The 19,330-nt window shown below is 73.2% G+C and carries 9 protein-coding genes; all 9 read right to left on the bottom strand.

The window, feature by feature from the left end; genetic code table 11:
- Window positions 1-101: 101 nt before the first annotated feature.
- Window positions 102-1,352: an ABC transporter permease gene (locus tag ACZ4D5_RS40030; RefSeq protein WP_467777422.1), complete on the bottom strand. Its 1,251-nt coding sequence runs from the start codon at window positions 1,350-1,352 to the stop codon at window positions 102-104.
- The gene (locus ACZ4D5_RS40025) at window positions 1,349-2,086 is read right to left on the bottom strand and encodes an ABC transporter ATP-binding protein (protein WP_467777507.1); all 738 of its coding nucleotides are present in this window, start codon (window positions 2,084-2,086) and stop codon (window positions 1,349-1,351) included. Before ACZ4D5_RS40025 ends, ACZ4D5_RS40030 begins: the two co-directional genes overlap by 4 nt.
- A gap of 11 nt (window positions 2,087-2,097) precedes the next feature.
- Window positions 2,098-3,471, bottom strand: coding sequence for a peptidoglycan-binding protein (locus ACZ4D5_RS40020; protein WP_467777421.1), 1,374 nt, complete (start codon window positions 3,469-3,471; stop codon window positions 2,098-2,100).
- Window positions 3,468-4,067 (bottom strand): hypothetical protein, encoded by a 600-nt coding sequence (locus tag ACZ4D5_RS40015; protein WP_467777420.1) that lies wholly within the window; start codon window positions 4,065-4,067, stop codon window positions 3,468-3,470. The genes ACZ4D5_RS40020 and ACZ4D5_RS40015 overlap by 4 nt, the downstream gene beginning before the upstream one ends.
- A 155-nt stretch (window positions 4,068-4,222) precedes the next feature.
- Entirely contained in the window at window positions 4,223-4,453 is a 231-nt protein-coding gene (locus ACZ4D5_RS40010; RefSeq protein WP_467777419.1) for a ferredoxin, read from the bottom strand.
- Window positions 4,454-4,471: 18 nt separating this feature from the next.
- Window positions 4,472-5,677, bottom strand: coding sequence for a cytochrome P450 (locus tag ACZ4D5_RS40005; RefSeq protein WP_467777418.1), 1,206 nt, complete (start codon window positions 5,675-5,677; stop codon window positions 4,472-4,474).
- A gap of 12 nt (window positions 5,678-5,689) precedes the next feature.
- Window positions 5,690-6,802 (bottom strand): cytochrome P450, encoded by a 1,113-nt coding sequence (locus tag ACZ4D5_RS40000; RefSeq protein WP_467777417.1) that lies wholly within the window; start codon window positions 6,800-6,802, stop codon window positions 5,690-5,692.
- A gap of 42 nt (window positions 6,803-6,844) precedes the next feature.
- Window positions 6,845-7,996 (bottom strand): cytochrome P450, encoded by a 1,152-nt coding sequence (locus tag ACZ4D5_RS39995; protein WP_467777416.1) that lies wholly within the window; start codon window positions 7,994-7,996, stop codon window positions 6,845-6,847.
- Between the two features lie 103 nt (window positions 7,997-8,099).
- Window positions 8,100-19,313: an amino acid adenylation domain-containing protein gene (locus ACZ4D5_RS39990; protein WP_467777415.1), complete on the bottom strand. Its 11,214-nt coding sequence runs from the start codon at window positions 19,311-19,313 to the stop codon at window positions 8,100-8,102.
- Window positions 19,314-19,330: the final 17 nt, after the last annotated feature.

Below are 19,330 nucleotides of genomic sequence, written 5' to 3'. Positions count from 1 at the left end.
GGCAGCCCCTCAGGTTCACAGGTCCTCAGGTCCGCAGCTCCTCAGAGCAGCAACTCCTCAGGTTCACAGGTCCTCGGAGCAGCAGCTCCTCGGACAAGTCCTCACGTCGTCGCCAGCGCCTCCGTCGGAGGCAGCCTGGCCGCTCGTACCGCCGGATAGAACCCCGCGAGGCCGCCGATGATCAGCGTGGCGCCCACGCCCCCCGCCATCGCCCAGACCGGGACCACGGACGGCCAGCCCTGGTAGGAGGCGTAGCCGCCGGTGACCGCGATGCCGAGGATGACGCCGCCGAGCCCGCCGAGGGCGGACAGGAGCAGGGCCTCGGCGAGGAACTGGGTGCGGATCTGGCCTCGGGTCGCGCCCTGGGAGCGGCGCAGACCTATCTCGGAGCGGCGTTCCAGTACGGAGATGACCATCGTGTTGGCCACGCCGACGCCGCCCACGAGCAAGGCCACCCCGCCGAGGCCGAGCAGCAGTCCGCTGAGGGCGTCGTCGGTGGCTTCCTTCGCGGCCAGCGCGTCGGAGGGCCGGGAGACCGTGGTCTCGCTCGGGGTCTCCGGGTTGGTGGTGGCTCCGAGCACGCTCTGCACGTCGTTGACGTGCGCTTCCTCGGCGCGCGTGTAGATGGTGGTGGGGTAGCCGTCGAAGCCCAGTTCCTGCTCCGCGACGTCCCAGCCGACCAGCGCCGTCGAGTCCATCGAGGGCACGAGCTCATTGGGCGCGAGCAGGCCGATGACGGTGTACCAGCGGCCGCCGAGCCACACCTTCACGTCCGGTCCCGCCTCGTGCACGCCGAGATGTTCGGCGGCCTTGGGGCCGAGGACGGTGGTCGGGTAGCGGCTGTTGGCGGCGTTGAGCCAGCGGCCGTCGACGATCTCGGCGCCGACGGACTTCGGCAGGTCGGTCCGGGCGGCGGCGACGTTGAGGCTGCCGGTCTCCTGCTTGGGCGTGCGGTCGTTGCGGTAGACCTTGGCGTCGGTCTTGCCGACGGCGGAGACCGACTCCACGTCGTCCATGTTGCCGATCATCTCGACCGACTCCGCGGGCAGATGGGCGGCGCCGCCGGTGAAGGACTGCCCGGGGGTGACGGTCAGGAGGTTCGTCCCGAGGGCCTGGAGCCTGCGGTTGAGGTCCTCGGTGGAGGACGTGGAGATGCCGACCACGCCGACCATGGCGGCGATGCCGATGGCGATGCCGAGCGCCGAGAGGAACACCCGCATCGGGCGCGAGCGCAGCCCGGATCCGCCGACCCGCAGCACGTCCGCCGGGTTCATCCGGGCGGGTTTCGGCCGCCTCGGCGGCTCGGTGTTCGCCGGCCGCTCCAGCTCCCTGATCGTGTTCGTCGCGCTCATCGCACGGCCTCCTCTGCCACCAGGAGTCGGGGGGCGCCGTCGTCGGGGCTGCCGGAGTCGTGCTCGATGTGGCCGTCCTTGACGCGCACCTCGCGGGGCAGCGTCGCGGCGATGTCCCGGTCGTGGGTGATGACGACGACCGTCGTGCCCGCCTCGTGCAGTTCCTGGAGCAGCTCGATCACGATCGCGCCGGAGCGCGAGTCGAGTGCCCCGGTGGGTTCGTCCGCGAGGAGCAGCGGGGGGTCGCCGAGCACGGCCCGCGCGATGGCCACGCGCTGCTTCTCGCCGCCGGAGAGCTGGTGGGGCTGGTGGTAGAGGCGGTGGCCGAGGCCGACCCTGCGCAGCGCCTGTTCGGCGAGGCGGCGGCGCACGCCGCGCGGCCTGCCGCTGTACAGCAGCCCGTCCGCCACGCTGTCCAACGCCGGTACGCCGGAGGCCAGATGGAACTGCTGGAAGACGAACCCGATGGTGCCGGCCCGCAGCGCGGACAGTTCACGGTCGCTCAGCTCGGCCACGTCGTGGCCGTCGATGCGCACCATGCCGGCCGTGGGGCGGTCCAGGGTGCCCATGATGTTGAGCATCGTGGACTTGCCCGAGCCCGAGGGGCCGACGATGGCGAGGAGTTCACCGCGCCGGATGACCAGGTCCGCGCCGCGCAGCGCGGCGACGTCCCCGTAGGTCTTGGACACCCCGGTCAGTTCGACCACGGGGCGCGCCGGTGCCGTCAACTCCATGGTCTGCGAGGTCACTTGGGGACCCCCACGACAGTTCCTTCCTTGATGCCGGACCCGGAGACCTCGACCCTGCCGTCGGCGAACATGCCGAGCTCGACGGGGCGGCGCTCGGTGCCGTTCGCCGTGACGACCTCCAGGGCGTAGCCGCCGCCCTCGCGCGCCACCAGGGCGTTGACGGGCACGACGAGCACGTCCTTGCGGGTCTCGGCCTTCAGGGTGACGTCGACCGCGGCGGCCTGGTAGCGGCCGAGCCCCTTCTGGTCCTTCACCGTCAACTCGACGGGGAGGGTGGGGTCTTCGTTGCCGGAGTCGCCGGATCCCGACTCCTCGGAGCCGTCCGATGCCGGGTCGCCCTTGGAGGTCGAGGGCGTGCCGATGTCCGTGACCTCGGCCTGGACCGTCTTGTCGTCGGGAAGCGTGACCGTGGCCTTGGTGCCCTTCTCCACCAGGTCCTCGTACTGCACGTCCAGGTCGACGCCGATGATCCGCTCGGTGCCCGTCCAGGACAGCAGGCTCCCGCTGAGGGCGGCGCCGGGCGCGGCCTTCACGTCCGCGACGCGCCGCGCCCCGTCGGCCACCACGGCATCGCCGGGCGCCACGGTGCCGGTCTCCTCGCGGTTCAGGTCGTCCTGCCACTCCTTCACCGCGGCGGCGGTCGCCGCGTCGTACGCGTCGTCGACCGTGAAGCCGTCGTACCCGAGGGCGCTGAGGTTCTTCTCCAGCATCTCGACGTCGGCGCCTTCGCTGCCCGACTTCAGGGTGCGGTACAGCGGGAAGGAGCCGTACAGGAGCGGGACCTTCTTCTGGTCGACGCGGTAGACGGTGTCGCCGCGCTTGAGCACGGAGCCGTCCTCGGGCAGCCAGGTGACGGTGCCGCCGCTGTCGCCGCCCGAGCCGCCGCCCTGTCCGGAGCGGTCGGTTCCGGTGTTGCCCGACGCGGCCGGGGCCTGCACGGTCGACGCGTCGCCGTACCCGAGGCTGCCTTCGACGGTCTCGCTGTCGGTCAGCGTGGTCCGTTCGACCTTCGCGGTCGCGGGCGGCCCGGAGGGCGCGGAGCCCCCGGAGTCGTTGCCGTCGCCGCCGAGGGCGCCGGTGGCGGCGATCCCCGCCGCCGCGGCGACGGCCGTCGCGGCGAGCACGATCAGCGAGGTGCGCAGCGGGCGGCGCTTGCGGCGGGACGGTGCCTGTGCCGTGTCGCCGGACGGCTTCTCGGCCACGGCCTTCTCCTCGACCGCCGTCGCGGGCGCGCCGGGCGCCGTCTCCTCCTCGACCGCCGTGTCGAGGGCACCTGCCGTCTTCGTCGACACACGGCCCGACGTACGGCGCTCAAGGGCCCCGGAGGGCTCGCTGGACAGGGTCAGCCCGTCGGTCTCGTCCGCAGTCACTGTCCGCCACCTCCGGCGGGCCCGAACTGGACGCCGCCACCCGGGTACTTGCTCTGGCAGGTCTGCATGGCCTCGTTGAACGAGGGGTCCTGCGGGTTGACGCCCGCGCCGATGAGGTCGATGTTCATCGTGGAGCCGTTGATCTCGGGGTCGGGGAACTTCGGTACGCCGTTCTTGCGCAGGCACTTGGCCCAGGCCGCGACCTTGGCCGAGTCGATGTCCTCGCCGCCCCCGGCACCGCCGAGGCCCTGCGGCGCCTTGTCCTTGCAGGCCTCCTCGGCCTTCTTGAACGCGTCGGAGTTCGGGTCGGTGCCGTCCTCGCCCGGCACCAGCTTGACGCCACCGCCGGCCTGCTCCTCCGGATCGGGGTAGTCGGGGACTCCGTTGCTCCGCATGCATTTCGAGTAGGCGAGGGCACGGTCGGCGGCGCTCGTCGGCGAGGCGTCGTCGTCCTTGGACGCGGCGGAGGAATCACCCGAGCAGCCCGTCAGGGCGGCCCCCGTGACGAGGACGGAGGCGGCCAGGAGAGCGGGAGCGATGACTCGCTTGGGTGCGACCCGCTTGTGCGCGGTCGCTCGCTTGTATGTGAAGAACATGGATCCAACTTCTACGCGGCGGGCGGTCACACGGCGGACACAAAGCCCGGCGTCCGCACAGACCCCGCGTCACCAGCGGATTCGCGACCGGGCATGCCGGACGGCCACGTGCCGTCCGCGCGTGGCCGTCACCGTCCCCCGGGTGTGGGACCCCTCTAGTTCGCCTGCTTCAGCCGCTCGTCCTCCGCGTCCCGGACCAGCAGGGTGATCGCGCCGGTCGGACACCTGGCGGCCGCGCCCCGTACCGCGGCGGCCGAACCGGCGCCCGGCAGCACCTCCTTGACCAGCACCTTGCCGTCCTCCTCCGACTGGTCGAAGACGGCGGGCACGACGCTCGCGCACAGACCGGATCCCGCGCAGCGGTCACGGTCCACCCGTATCTCCATCCCCTTCTCCTCTCTCGCTCACCAGACCACCGGCAGCCGCTCCACCCCGTACGCGGTCGACCGGTCACGGAACTCCACGTCCGCGGCGGGTATCGCGAGGCGCAGGCCGGGGAAGCGGTCGAGCAACTGCCCGTAGGCGATGCGCAGTTCCATCCGGGCCAGCGCCGCGCCCAGGCAGTGGTGGATCCCATGGCCGAACGCGGCGTGGGGCACCGGCTCCCGGGTGACGTCGAGCCGGTCGGGGTCGTCGATCAGCGCCGGGTCGCGGTTGGCCATCGGGATCGAGCAGACGAGGGTGTCCCCCGCTCTGATCCGCTTGCCGCCCAGCGTCATGTCCTCCAGCGCGGTGCGGGGCGTGGGCGCGTGCGGCACGGACAGATAGCGGAGCAGTTCCTCGACGGCCCGGTCGAGCGCCACGGGATCGGCACGGACGACCGCGAGCTGCTCGGGGTTCTCCAGGAGCGCCAGGACACCGAGGCCCAGCATCCCGGAGATGTTGTCGAGGCCCGCGAGCATCAGCAGGACGCAGATGCCCCGCAGCTCCTTGTCGGTGAACTCGTCGCCGTGGTCGCGGACCAGCATGCCGAGGAAGCCCTCGTCGGGGTTCTTGCGCTGGCGGGCCACCAGGGCGGCGAGGTAGCGGGTGAACGCCGTTCCCGCGGCTGCCCGTTCGCCCCGTTCCCTGCCGGTCTCCAGATGGGCGTGGCAGCGGCGCAGGAAGTCCTCGCGGTCGTCGCGCGGCACCCCGATCAGCTCGCACAGCACGGGCCCGGGGACGCCGGACGCGAACAGCTCGACGAGGTCGGCCGGCTGTCCTGCGCGCTCCACGGCGTCGAGGCGTTCCCCGACGATGGCCTCGATCCCGGGTTGGAGTCTGCGCATCCGCCGGACCGTGAACTCGGGCGTGAGCATCTTGCGCAGCCGGGTGTGCTCGGGCGGGTCGTAGTCCATGAGCAGCCCGATGCCTTCGTCGGGTCGCTGGGCCTGGTTCCCGCCCGCCGGTGCCCGCGCGCCGAAGCGGCTGGTGGAGAAGTGGACGTGGTCGCCGAGGACTTGGCGCACCTCGTCGTAGCCGGTGACCAGCCACAGGGGCCGGTCCCCGGCGCCGGGCGCAAGGCGGACCCTGCTGACGGGGCCGTCGGCCGCGAGGCCGCGCAGCTCGTCGGCCGGGTCGAAGCGCGTACGGCGGGTGTGCAGGGGAACGGCCGCCGGTTCGTTCGGCATGTCGCCCCTCCCCTACCAGACCACCGGGAGCGACTCCACGGACCGTGCCGTGAAGCGGAGTTCGTCGCGCGGTACCGCGAGGCGCACCTTGGGGAAGCGCTGCAGCAGCCGCGAGATGGCGATCCGCAGCTCCATGCGGGCCAGCGAGGCGCCCATGCAGTAGTGGAGGCCGTGTCCGAAGGCCATGTGGTGGCTGTTGTCGCGGGTGATGTCGAAGGCGTCCTGCGGTTCTCCCGGCGGCCGGGTCCCGTTGGCCTCGAGGAGCGAACACGCCACGAACTCACCGGACTTGATCACCTGGTCCCCGATGGTCACGTCCTGTGTGGCGGTACGGGGCGAGGCGTGCGGGATGATCGTCACGCTGCGGATCGCTTCCTCCACCGCCTGGTCGATCAGCTCGGGGCATTCGATGAGCAGGGCCAGTTGGTCCGGGTTCTCCAGGAGCCCGACGAGGCCGAGGCCCAGGGTGCCGCCGGTGATCGGGATGAAGGAGGCCAGGAGGGTCGCGGCGGTTCCGGTGAGTTCCGGGTCCGTGAGGCCCCTGCCGTGGTCGCGGATCAGCCGGCCGAGCAGGTCGTCGCCGGGGTTGCGGCGCTTGTGCCGCATGAGCTTGTCCAGGTAGGCCAGGTACGCGGTCCCCGCCATGTCCCGCTGTTCCCGGTCGGGGTTGTCCACCCGGTTGGTGTCGAGCTGCCGGACCAGCTCCGCCTGGTCGTCGCGCGGTATGCCGAGCAGGGCGCAGCCGAACAGGCTGGCGGTCGGCCAGACGAAGTGCCCTACGAGGTCGACCGGTTGGCCGGCGCCTTCCATGGCGTCCAGGCGGTCCTTCACCACGCTCTCGACGAGCGGTTCGAGGGCTCGGACCCGCCGGAGCGTGAACTCCCCGGTCAGCATCCTGCGCAGCCGGGTGTGCTCGGGCGGGTCGTACTGGAGGAGGTTGCCGGGCTGGATCAGCCGCCGGGAGGCCTCGGCGGTCTTCGCGGGCGGCATGGTGCTGAACCTGTCGTCACTGAGGATCGCCCGCACCTCGTCGTAGCCGTTGGCGATCCAGGCACGGTCCGAGGTCCCCGGCACGACGGTCTCGACGAGCGGCGCTTGATCGGAGTCCTTCAACGGCTTGGGCATGGACGGTCTTCCTTTCCCACACGGGTACGGCAGAGCGTGAAGTCACCAGACCACCGGCAGTACGTCGAGTCCGTAGTTGGGCGTCCAGGTCCGGTACCGGAGCTGCTCGGGCGGCACGGCGAGCCGCAGTCCCGGGAACCTGCGCAGCAGGGCCGGAAGGGCGATCCGCAGTTCCAGCCTGGACAGCGACGCGCCCAGGCAGTGGTGGATGCCGTGCCCGAAGGCCATGTGGCCGCTGCTCTCACGGGTGATGTCGAGGGTGTCCTGCGGCACCCCCGGGAGCTGGGCGCGGTTGACCGCGAGCAGGGAGCACATCACCACCTCGCCCGTCCTGATCACCTGGTCGCCCACGCGCACGTCCTCGAGGGCGTAGCGGGGGATGGAGTTCGGGACGGACGTGACGTAGCGGAGCAGTTCCTCCACCGCCTGGTCGGTCAGCTCCGGCCTCTCCAGGAAGAGGGCGAGCTGCTCGGGGTACTGGAGCAGGGCGAGCGGGGCCAGGGCCAGCATGCCGCCGACGTTCTCGATGCTGGATCCCAGGAGCGTCGCGGTGATGCCCGTCAGTTCCTCGTCGGTGATGTCCGAGCCGTGCTCGCGGATCAGCATGCCCAGCAGGTCGTCGCCGAGGTCGCGGCGCTTTTGCCGGACGAGCCTCCTGATGTACGTCACGAACGCGTTTCCCTCGGCCCGCATCCGCTCCCGCTCCCTGGGGTCGGTGCGCTGGTCGGTGGAGGCCGAGGAGGTGTTGACGAAGTGGCGTGCCAGGTCGGCCGCGTCGTCGCGGGGCACGCCGAGCAGGGCGCAGCCGACCAGGCCGGGGATGGGCAGGGCGAAGGTGGGCATGAGGTCGGCGGGTGGCCCGGCGAGTTCCAGCGCGTCCAGGCAGTCCGCCACGATCTCCGTCACGAAGGGCTCCAGGCGGCGGATGCGCCGGACGGTGAACTCGGGGACCAGCATCTTCCGCAGCCGGGTGTGCTCGGGCGGGTCGTACCGCAGGAGGTTGCCGACCTCGACGCGCCCCGCGACGCCCTGCATCTGCGAGGGCGGCGGAATCATGCTGAACCTGTGGTCGTCGCTGAGGATCGCCCGCACCTCGTCCGAGCCGGTGGCGAGCCAGTGCCAGCCGGCGAACGCCCCCTGGGCGTCGACCCGTACGAGCGGCGTCTGCGCGCTGATGCTCGCCAGTTCGGGCATGGGTTCTATGCCATTGCGGCGTGTGTGCGCGGCGGTTTTCAGTCGCTTCGACATCCAGGGGGTCCCTTCGTCATCCGTGGTCCGCGTCAGGGGGTCGGGGGATTCACTTCGTTCCGGTGTCGTCGTCGGCCCGGAGTTTCGCCGCGAGGATGCCTCCGATGTCCGACGACGGCACGGGCTGGAGCATGGTGTAGTGGCTCGCGGCGATCTCGTGCGTCTCGACGTCCCCCTCGACGTAGGGCTGCCAGCTCTCCCGTGCGGCTGAGGCGGTCAGTTCCGCGGGCCGGTCCTCGGTCGCGGTGAAGAGCAGCAGGTCGCCGTGGAAGCGGCGTGGCGTGTGGTGCGGGGTGAGACGGCCGATGTTGTCGATCACGGCCTGCATGTTCGACCTGAGGCTTTCGTCCATGCCCCGGCCGGCGTCCAGGCCCAGCGTCCGGCCGCGCTGCCTGCGTGCGGAGTTCTCGTCCTGTTCGGGGTCGTTCCGGCGGCCGAGGTCGGCCCCGCCGGACCCTTCGGGATAGCCGTCCATCACCGCGAGCAGCCGCACCTGTTCGCCCTGCTCCTCGAAGTGGGTGGCGACCGCGTGGGCGATCAGACCGCCGAGGGACCACCCGAGGAGGTGGTAGGGACCGCTGGGCTGGACGGTCCTGATCTGCTCGGCGTAGTCGGCCGCCATCTCCTCCACGCTCTGCGGCATGGGCTCGGGTTCGGCGAGCCCGCGGGCCTGCACGCCGTGCACGGGCAGGTCCTGCGGCAGGTGCCGCAGGAGTGCCGCGTAGGCCCAGCTCAGTCCCGTACCGGTGTGGAAGCAGAACAGCGGGGGGCGGGTGCCCGTCGGGCGCAGCGGCAGCAGGACCTCCAGGTCGCCGTGGTCGCCGTCTGCGTGGCGGGCCGCCCCGACACCGTGTGTCCCGTCCTGGCTCTTGCCGCGCAGGGCGAGCAGGCCCGTGGCCGTCCGCTTCGCGCGTTCGCCGGTGCGGAGCATCCGCTCCCCCTCGGCGCCGAAGGGGCAGGCGACGAACCGTTCGCCGGTGCCGCCCGGGCGGTCCGCGTACCCCCGCGCCAGCGAGGATCCCGCGACGTACAGGTCGCCGGTGCCGCCCGGCGGGACGGGGCGCAGGAAGTCGTCCAGGACGAAGGCGCGGGTGTTGGACACCGGACGTCCCGCGGGGGCCTGGGCGGGGAGGGGTTCGCCGGGCGCGGTGCTGTGGTCGAGCCACGCGCCCGCGGTCTCCGCGGTGCCGTGCACGCTCACCAGCGCGGACCGCGGGTTGCGGCCGAGCCAGTCCCGGGTGTCGTCCGCCGTCGTCGCCCCGGTGTCGTCCACCACGGTGGCCGCGGTGAACTGCTCCTGTCCTGCGTCCTGTTCGGGCAGCGTGGACAGCAACTCGCGGGTGGTCACCAGGAGGTGCGCGTCGTCCCGCGCCGAGTCCTCACGGTCCACTCCGAGCCGGACGCCGCCGCCTTCGCACAGGGCGGAGAGCAGCGGGGTCACGAGCGCGGACACGGGGGCGCGTACGTCGAGGACGGTCACCGCCCCGCCTGTCGGCGCGACCCGCATCCGGTGCGCGGCCTGGTCGAGCAGCGTCCGGTGGTCGACGACCGCGCCCGCGAGGGAGTCGTCGGCCTCGCCGGGTGCCGTGGCGGGGAGCACGAGCGCCGCCTGTCCCGGCAGCGGCAGCCGTCCGCGCGAGCCGTTGCCGGTGTGCGCGCCGGCCGCTCCGTTCGCCGCTGCCGTGCGCACTCCTTCGAGCAGCACCATGGGCACGGTGACGCCGTCGGCCAGGAGCGGGGCCATGGTCACGTCGCACACCAGGGCCTTCGGGCGGGCCCTGCGCATGCAGGACGCGATGTCCTCCATGGGCCGGTTGGGGTCGGCGAACAGGCAGGCGGCACCGGACCTGAGCACGCCGAGCAGCGCGACGACGAGTGCGGACGTGGGCGGCAGCGCCACGAGGACCACGTCCTCCGCGCCGATCCCCTGTACGGTCAGGCGCTCGGCGAGCCGCCCGGCGGCGTCGTCCAGCGCGCCGTGGGTGAGCGGGCCGTGCCCGCCCTTGACGGCCACCGCGTCCGGGTGCAGCGCGGCCTGTTCGGCGAGGAGGTCGACGACGGTGCGGTCCGGCACCTCCACCGCCGTGTCGTTCCAGGCCTCGACCACCTGACGGCGCTCGGCCGGGTCGAGGAGGACGTCCACCTGGCTCAGGCGCAGCCCCGGATCGGCCGCGACCTGCTCCAGGACGCGGACGAACCGCCGCGCGAGTGCGGTGACGGTGGACCGGTCGAACAGCTCGACCGCGTAGCGGATGGTGCCTTCGACACCGTTCGGGCGGCTCTCGATCCCGTACCGCTCGGTGAGGTTGATCGCCAGGTCCAGTTCGCCCACCGGTGTCCCGACGGGCAGGCGGGTGGTGTTCAGGCCCGGCAGGGACGGCGACTCCCAGATCTCGGCGGCGTCGCCCTGGACTTCGAGCTGGACCTGGAACACGGGATGCCGTGTCGCGGAGGGCGGCAGCGACAGGGCCTCCACGAGGCGTGCGAACGGCACGTCGGTGTTCTGCACCGCCCTTTGGTACGTGTCCCGTGCCCGGCCCAGGAGTTCGCGGAACGTGGGGTCGCCCGAGGCGTCCGTCCGCAGGGCCATCGGGTCGGCGAAGGGGCCCACCAGGCCGTCCAGGTCGCCTTCCTCGTCGCGGAGCGGCAGCACCGTGCCGAGGGTGACGTCGGGTCCCGCCCCGAGCGCCGAGAGGAGCAGCGTGAGCCCGGCCTGCAGGGCGACGGAGACCGTCGCCCCCTCGCCGTCGGCCACCTCCTTCAGCCTGCCGTGCGTGTCGCTGTCGAGGGCCAGCGGCACCGAGTCGGCGCGGTGGGAGGCGACCGGCGGCCGCGGCCTGTCGGTCGGCAGGGTCAGCTCCGCGCCCACGCCCGCCAGGACCTTCTTCCAGTGGGCGAACTGCTCGCCGATGAGGCTGTCCGGGTCCCGCTCGTCCCGGAGCATCTCGTTCTCCCAGAGCGCGTAGTCGGCGAACTGCAGGGGCAGCGGGGCCCGTTCGGGCGCCCGGCCCTCCCTGCGCGCGCCGTAGGCCGCCGCCAGGTCGCGGACCAGGACGACCAGCGACGCGTCGTCGGTCGCGATCCGGTGCACGACCATCAGCAGGACGTGCTCGGTCTCCGAGAGCGCGAACAGGCGGCTCGCCCAGGGCGTCTCCCGGGCGAGGTCGAACTCGTACCCGGCGTGGTCGCTCAGCAGCCGCGCCAGGTCCTCCTCGGTCGCCGGTGTCACCGGCAGCGCGGGCCGGACCTCGTCGATGTCCTGGACGCGCTGGCACGGTTCGGCGCCCTCGTCGGCCGTGAAGAGCGAGCGCAGGATGTCGTGCCGGGCTGCGACGTCGGCCAGGGCGGCCTGGAGCGCCTCGCGGTTCAGCTTGCCGCTGAGGCGCAGCGCGACCGAGGCGCGCCGGGCCGCGGAGCCGGGGTTCTCCCGCTCCTGGAGCCACACGCGCCGCTGGCTCGCGGTGAGGGGGATGTCGTCGGGGTGGTCGACGGGCCGCAGCTCCGGGAGTTCCTTGGAGGTGAGCAGCCGGGCCACACCGAGGGGCGTGGAGGCGCCGAAGAAGCGCCGCATGCTCAGCTCGATGCCGAACTCCTCGCGGACCCGCGCGGCCAGGCGCATGGCGAGGCCCGAGTCGCCGCCGAGGTCGAAGAAGTTGTCGTCGACGCCCACCCGTTCGAGGTCCAGGATCTCCGCGAACAGCGCGCAGAGCCGTGCCTGGGTCTCGTTCTCCGGTTCGCGTCCCGAGACGCGTCCCCCGAAGTCCGGCGCGGGCAGCGCCCTGCGGTTGACCTTTCCGTTGCGCGTCAACGGCAGCTTCTCCAGGGCCAGGACCGCGACCGGGACCATGTACTCGGGCAGGGCGGCCGCCAGGTGCTCGCGGACCGCCTCCACGTCCACGTCCGTCTCCTCGGCGTCGGGCACGACATAGCCGATGAGCCGCCGCTCCCCCGGCCGGTCCTCCCGTACGAGCGCCACGGCCTGGCGGACCCCTGGATACGAGGTGAGCGCGGCCTCGACCTCGCCGAGCTCGACGCGGAAGCCGCGGATCTTGACCTGGTCGTCGGCCCGTCCGGCGAACAGGAGTTGCCCGTCGGCCGTCCAGCGGGCCAGGTCTCCGGTGCGGTACATCCGCCCGCCGCCGGCGAACGGGCTCGCCACGAACCGCTCGGCCGTCAGGTCGGGACGGCCGACGTAGCCGCGCGCCACTCCGGGCCCCGCGATGTACACCTCACCGATCACGCCCGGCCCGACCGGCTGCAGAAAGCCGTCGAGGACGTACGTGCGTACGTTGCCCAACGGGCGCCCGATCGGCGGTGGTTGGTGATCGGGGCGGATGTCCTCGTCCACGCGCCCCGCGGTGGCCATGACGGTCGCCTCGGTGGGGCCGTAGGTGTTCCACACGCGTGCCTGCTCGGTCCAGCGGCTCGCCAGGTCGGCGGTCATCAGCTCGGCGCCGAGGACCCAGTTCTCCACGCCGGTGACGGCGTCCGGGTCCAGGAGGCCCAGGAGCGAGGGCACCACGCTCGCGGTGCTCACGCCCGCGGCCTCGATCATCTCCGCCAGCGCGCCCGGCTCGGCCCGCTCCTGACCCGAGGCGATGGCCAGCGTGCCGCCGCCCGCAAGCGTCACCGCCACGTCGAGGACCGCCGCGTCGAAGCTGAACGACGCGAACTGCAGCACCACCACACCCTCGGCCACACCCAGCGCGGGACGCATCACCTCCGCCAGGTTCGCCACACCACCGTGCGCCACCGCCACACCCTTGGGACGCCCCGTCGAACCCGACGTGTAGATCACGTACGCGAGCTGATCCGCAAGGACCTGCGCCCCGAACGGCTCCGCGGACCGCGCCGCCAACGCCGCCTCGGTCTCCGCGCCATCCAGCAGCACGACCCTCGCCGCACCCACCGACACCCCGGCCAGCGACTCCCCGACGCCCAGCACCACGTCCGCGCCACTGTCCTCGATCACGTAGCCGAGACGGTCGGCCGGGTACTCCGGGTCCAGCGGAACGAACGCACCACCCGCCTTCCACACGGCCAACTCCCCCAGGACCATGTCGATCCCGCGCGGCAGACACAGACCCACCCGCGACTCCGGACCCACCCCGAGGTCCGCCAAATGCCGCGCCAGCCGATTCGCCCGCGCCTCCAACTCCCCGTACGACAAAGCCTCCGCACCGCACCGCACCGCCACCAGGTCCGGCGAGCGCCGCGCGCGCCCCGCGAACAGCTCGGGCACCAGCGCGTGCGGGGCGGCCGCCACCGCCGCGTTCCAGTCCTCGGTCACCAGCGTCCGCTCGGCGTCGCCCGTCAGCGCGATCCGGCCGACGGTGAGCGACGGGTCGGCCGCCATCTGCCTCAGGGCCCGCAGCAGCCGGTCGAGGAGCGCGCGGGCCGCCCGCTCCTCGAAGACGTCCGCGCGGTAGGTCAGGCGCATGCGCAGCCCGCCGAGCGGGTCCACCACGAGGCCGAGCGGGTAGTTGATGGACTCCCGCATCACTGCCTCGGTGAAGCGGAGCCCCGCCGGTTCGGCCTCGCGCGTGCCCCCGCCGGAGGCGTCCGGCGCGTCCGTGCCCGAGGGGAAGCTCTCGAACGCCATGAGGGAGTCGAAGGTGGCGCCGGGTCCCGCGACGCGCTGGATGTCGCCCAGGCTCAGGTACTGGTGGTCCATCAGCGCCGACTGCCGCGCCTGGACGTCCGCGAGGACCTCCGCGACGGTCTGCGGCGGCTCGAACCGCACCCGTACCGGGACGGTGTTGATGAAGAGCCCCAGCATGTCCTCCATGCCCGGCAGGTCCGCGGGCCTGCCCGCCACGGACGCGCCGAACACGACGTCCTGGCGCCCGGCCAGCTGGCCGACGACCATGGCCCAGGCGGCCTGGACCACCGTGTTGAGCGTCACGTCGTGGGTGCGGGTCAGCTCGCCGAGCGCCGCGTCGAGCGCGGGCCCCGCGACGGCGAAGACCTCCTTGGACTCGCCGTCCGGGCTGACCGTCGTGCCGGGCGTGACCGGGACGACCAGCGTCGGCTCATCGGCGCCCGCCATCTCCTCGCGCCAGGCCTCCTGCGCCGCCTCCTTGTCCTGGCGCGACAGCCAGGAGAGGTATTCGCGGTACGGGGTCACCGGAGGCAGTCCCTCGGCGGTGCTCCCGGCTTCGTAGCAGGCCCACAGCTCGCGCCGCAGGACCGGCAACGACCAGCCGTCCAGGATGATGTGATGGAGCGTCACCATCATCCGGTAGCGGTCCTGGCCGGTCTTGACCAGAAGCACCTTCAGCAGCGGCGGCCTGGCCACGTCGAAGCCCTTGGCCCGTTCGTCCGTGCCGATCCGCTCCGACTCCTCCCAGGCGGCCTCCTCGTCCAGCTCCGAGAGGTCCTCCTCGCGCCACGGCAGGACGACCTTCGGCATGACGATCTGGACGGCCTGCCCGGACCCGGCCACCTGCCGGAAGCCCACCCGCAGGCTGGCGTGCCGGTCGAGGACCGACTGCCAGGAGGCGCGCAGGACTTCGGTGTCCAGCGGCCCCTCCAGGCCGAGGATCATCTGCTCCACGTACACGTCCGGGCCCTCGTCCGCGAACATCGAGTGGAACAGGAGGCCTTCCTGCAGCGGCGAGAGCGGCCAGATGTCGGCGAGGCCGGGCGCCGCGTCCTCCAGCTTCTCGACCTGCTTCTGGGTGAGCGCGACCAGCGGGAAGTCGGAGGGGGTGTGGCCGCCCGCGGTGGGCTCCTCCACGTGGGTGGCGAGGCCCTTGAGCATCGCCGCCCAGGCCTCGACGAGGCCGCGTGCCGCCGTCTCGTCCAGGAGGTGTTCGGGGCAGGCCAGGGTCAGTGTGAGCCGCGGTCCTCCGGCGACGTCGTGGACGGCGCCGACGACCTCCAGGGGGTGGGTGACCGGCAGCCGCCCGTCGGCGGGCTCGACCGCGGTGTCCCGCTCGTCGTCCGCCGGCGCGCCGGGGACGCGGCCCAGGTAGGTGAAGCCGATCCGGGCACTGGGCAGGGCGGCGAGTTCCCGCGCGGTCTCGCGGTTGAGGTGGCGCAGCAGGCCGTGGCCGAGGCCGTCGCCGGGGACCGCCCGCAGCTGTTCCTTGACGCGCTTCACGGCCTCGCCCGCGGCCGGGCCGCCGAAGAGGAGGTCCTCCAGGTCGGCGTCGCCCACGTCGAGCCGCACCGGGTGGGTGCCGGTGAACCAGCCGACGGTACGGGAGAGGTCCATGCCCTCGGTCAGCTCCACCCGGCCGTGGCCCTCCACGTCCACCAGGAAGCCGCCCTGCGGGTCCTGGCCGTCGCGCCACTGCGCGACCGCGGCAGCCAGACCGGTCAGGAGCACGTCGTCGGCGCCCGCGTGGAACGCGGCGGGCACGCCGGTCAGCAGGGCCGAGGTGACGGCGGCGGGCAGGGTCACCGAGACCCGCCGCACGGTGGCCGCGACATCGCGTGCCGGATCGGCGGGCACCGCGGTGAGCAGGGGGTCGGGGCCCTGGAGCAGTGCGGTCCATGCGGGGAGTTCCGCCGTCCGTTCCTCGCTGTGCGCCTGCTCGGCGAGCGCGCGCGCCCAGTGCCGGAACGACGTGGGCACGGGCTCGAGTTCGGGCTTGCGGTCGGCGGCAAGCGCCGCGCAGGCGTGTTCGAGGTCGGGCAGCAGGATCCGCCACGACACGGCGTCCATCACGAGGTGGTCGACGACCACGACGAGCCGTCCCGCGGTGTCGGGGCCCTGGTCGAGCCAGACCACCTGCAGCATGACGCCGGCCCGCGGATCGAGGCGCTCGACCGCCGCCCGGGTCTGCTCGGCGATCGTCCGCGGCAGCTCGTCGGGGGAGGTCGCGGTGGCGTCGACGCGGCGCACCCACGAACCGGCGGGTGCGGTGCCGGGGCCTGACACGACGAGCCGCGGCTCCGGCTCCGTCACGAGCCGCGCGCGCAGGATGTCGTGGTGGTCGACCACGGCCCGCACGGCGTCGGCCAGGGTCTCGGGGCGCAGGGCGGCCGGGGCCTCGACCACGGCGGACTGGACGACCCGGCCGACCTGGTCGGCGCCGACGCGTGCGATCAGTTCGTGCATGACGGGGGTGAGCGGCACTTCGCCGGTGCCGGGGTCGCCGCTGACCGCCGTGGTGTCGGACGGTACGGCCACCAGGGCGAGGGCGGCCGGGGTGCGGTGCTGGAAGACCTGGCGCGCGGTGATCGCGAGGCCCGCGCGGCGGGCGGCGGACACCAGCATCATCGACAGGATCGAGTCGCCGCCGAGGGCGAAGAAGGAGTCGTCGGCGCCGACACGTTCGACGCCGAGCGCCTCGGCGAAGAGACCGCACAGGACCGCCTCGACGGGCGTCTCGGGGTCCCTGCCGCCCGGTACGGCGCGGTCGGGCGCGGGCAGCGCGGCGCGGTCGAGCTTGCCGTTGACCGTGAGCGGCAGCGCGTCCAGCACGACCACCGTGGCGGGCACCATGTACTCGGGCAGCCGGGCGCCCGCGAACGCGCGCAGCGCCTCGGGGTCGATCGCGCCGTCGATGCCCTCGGCCTCGGCGGCGGCGTCCGTGACGGGCACGACGTAGGCGACGAGCCGCTTGTCGCCGGGCAGGTCCTCGCGGGCGACGACCGCGACCTGGCCCACCGCGGCGTGTCCGGCGAGCACCGCCTCGACCTCGCCGGGCTCCACGCGGAACCCGCGCAGCTTCACCTGCTCGTCGGCCCGCCCGGCGAACACCAGCTGTCCTTCGGCCGTCCAGCGGGCCAGGTCCCCGGTGCGGTACATCCGGCCGCCCGCGCCGAACGGGCAGGCCACGAAGCGTTCCGCGGTCAGTTCGGGCCGTCCGGTGTAGCCGCGTGCCACGCCGGGTCCCGCGACGTAGAGCTCGCCGGTCACGCCGGGCGGCACCGGCCGCAGGAAGCCGTCGAGCACGTAGGTGCGCATGTTGCCCAGCGGGCGGCCGATCGGCGGCGGGTCGTCGTGCGTCCCGATGCCGGCGTCCACCTGTCCGACGGTGGCCATGACGGTCGCCTCGGTGGGGCCGTAGGTGTTCCACACGCGTGCCCGTGCCGTCCAGCGGCTCGCCAGGTCGGCGGTCAGGAGCTCGCCGCCGAGCACCCAGTTGCGTACGCCGGGCACGTCCTCGGGGTCCAGGACGCGCAGCACCGACGGCACGACGCTGGCGGCTCCGACGCCCGCCTCGCGGATCATCCCGGTCAGCGCGGCGGGCTCGGTGCGCTCCTCGGTGGAGGCGATGGCGAGGGTGGCTCCGGAGGCCAGGGCGACCGCCACGTCGAGGACGGATCCGTCGAAGCTGAAGGAGGCGAACTGGAGCATGACCACGCCCGCGCGCAGGTCGAGGGCGGGCCGCATCGACTCCGCGAGGTTGACCACGCCGTGGTGGGCGAGGGCCACGCCCTTGGGGCGGCCCGTGGAGCCCGAGGTGTAGATGACGTAGGCGAGTTGGTCGGCCAGGACGGTCACGCCGGGCGGCTCGGGCGACTGCGCGGCTACGGCCCGCTCGGTCTCCGTGTCGTCGAGGCGTACGACGCGTGCCGTGCCGACGGGCACGTCGGTGAGCGCGTCGCCGGTGCCGAGGACGACCTCGGCGGCGCTGTCCGCGATCACGTAGCCGAGGCGGTCGGCCGGGTACTCCGGGTCCAGCGGGACGAACGCACCGCCCGCCTTCCACACCGCGAGCTCCGCGACGACCATGTCGATCCCGCGCGGCAGGCACAGGCCCACCCGGCGCTCGCGGCCGACGCCGAGGCCCACCAGGTGCCGGGCGAGGCGGTTGGCCCGCGCCTCCAACTCCCCGTAGGACACGGCGTCGACGCCGTGCCGTACCGCGACGGCGTCGGGCGAGCGGCCCACCCACTCCTCGAAGGCCTCCACGACCGACCCCGCGGGCACCGGGCGCCCGGTGGCGTTCCAGCCCTCGACGACCCGCGAGCGCTCGGCCCGGTCCAGTACGTCGATGTCGCCGACGCGGGCGGACGGGTCGGCCGCGATCCTCTCCAGGACGCGTACGAACCGCTCGACGATCGACTCCGCCGCGGCGCGGTCGAACAGGTCGGGGCGGTAGTCCAGTTTGAAGCGCATCCGGTCGCCGCCCGGGACGGCGACGAGCGTGAGCGGGTAGTGCGAGGCGTCGCGCGAGGCGCCCGCGGGGCTGAGGGTGACGGTGTCGGGTCCTGGGGCGGGCCCGGCCGGGGGCAGCGGGTAGTTCTCGTACAGCACGAGGGTGTCGAACACGGCCGCGGGCCCCGCGAGCTTCTGGACCTCGGCGAGCCCCACGTGCTGATGCGGCAGCAGCCCGGACTGGCGTTCCTGGAGCCGCGCCAGCATCTCGGCGACCGGCTGTCCGCCGTCCAGCGGCACCCGCACCGGAAGCGTGTTGATGAACAGGCCGACCATCGACTCCACGCCCGGCAGTTCGGCGGGCCGGCCCGCGACGGTCGCGCCGAACACGACGTCCGTACGTCCCGCGAGCCGCGCCAGGAGCAGCGCCCACGCGCCCTGCACCACGGTGTTGAGCGTCAGGCCCTTGCCGCGCGCCAACTCGGCGAGGGAGTCGGTGAGTTCCCGGGAGACGGTGGTGTGGGCCTGTTCCGGCAGCAGGGGGGTGCGGCCGGGGTCGGCCGGTGCCACGAGCGTCGGTCCGTCGACTCCGGCGAGCTCCGCACGCCACGCGGCCGACGCCGCCTCCTTGTCCTGGCGGGAGAGCCACGCCACGTACTCGCCGTACGGCGCCACGCGCTTGAGGGCGGCGGTGTCGCCGCCCGCCGCGTACGTCGCCTGCAGCTCGCCCAGGAGGACCGGCATCGACCAGCCGTCCAACAGGATGTGATGGAGCGTCATGACAAGGCGGTGCCGGTGGTCGCCCAGCTTGACGAGCAGGAGCCGGAGCAGCGGCGGGACCGCGAGGTCGAACCGTTCGGCCCGCTCACGCGCGGCGAGCCGGTCGACCTCGGCGAGGGCCTCGGCCTCGGCGAGGCCGGAGACGTCCGCCTCGGTCCAGGGCAGCACGACCTCGCGCGGAATGACCTGCACCATGTGCGCGCCGGTGACGGGCCGGAAGCAGGCCCGCAGCGCGGCGTGCCTGCCCAGCAGGGCCTGCCACGACGCCCGCAGCCGATCCGTGTCCACGGGGCCGTTGACGTCCACTGCCGACTGCACGGTGTAGACGTCCGGGCCCTGGTCGTCGAAGGAGGCGTGGAACAACATCCCCTCCTGCAACGGCGAGAGGGGCCACACGTCCTCGACGAGGGATCGGGGTCGGGTCATCGTTCTGTCTCCTCACA

This window comes from Streptomyces sp. NPDC025651 (genome assembly GCF_055558735.1).
Note: the sequence above shows the minus strand (reverse complement) of the source record. Positions and strands in the feature narration are given on the sequence as shown.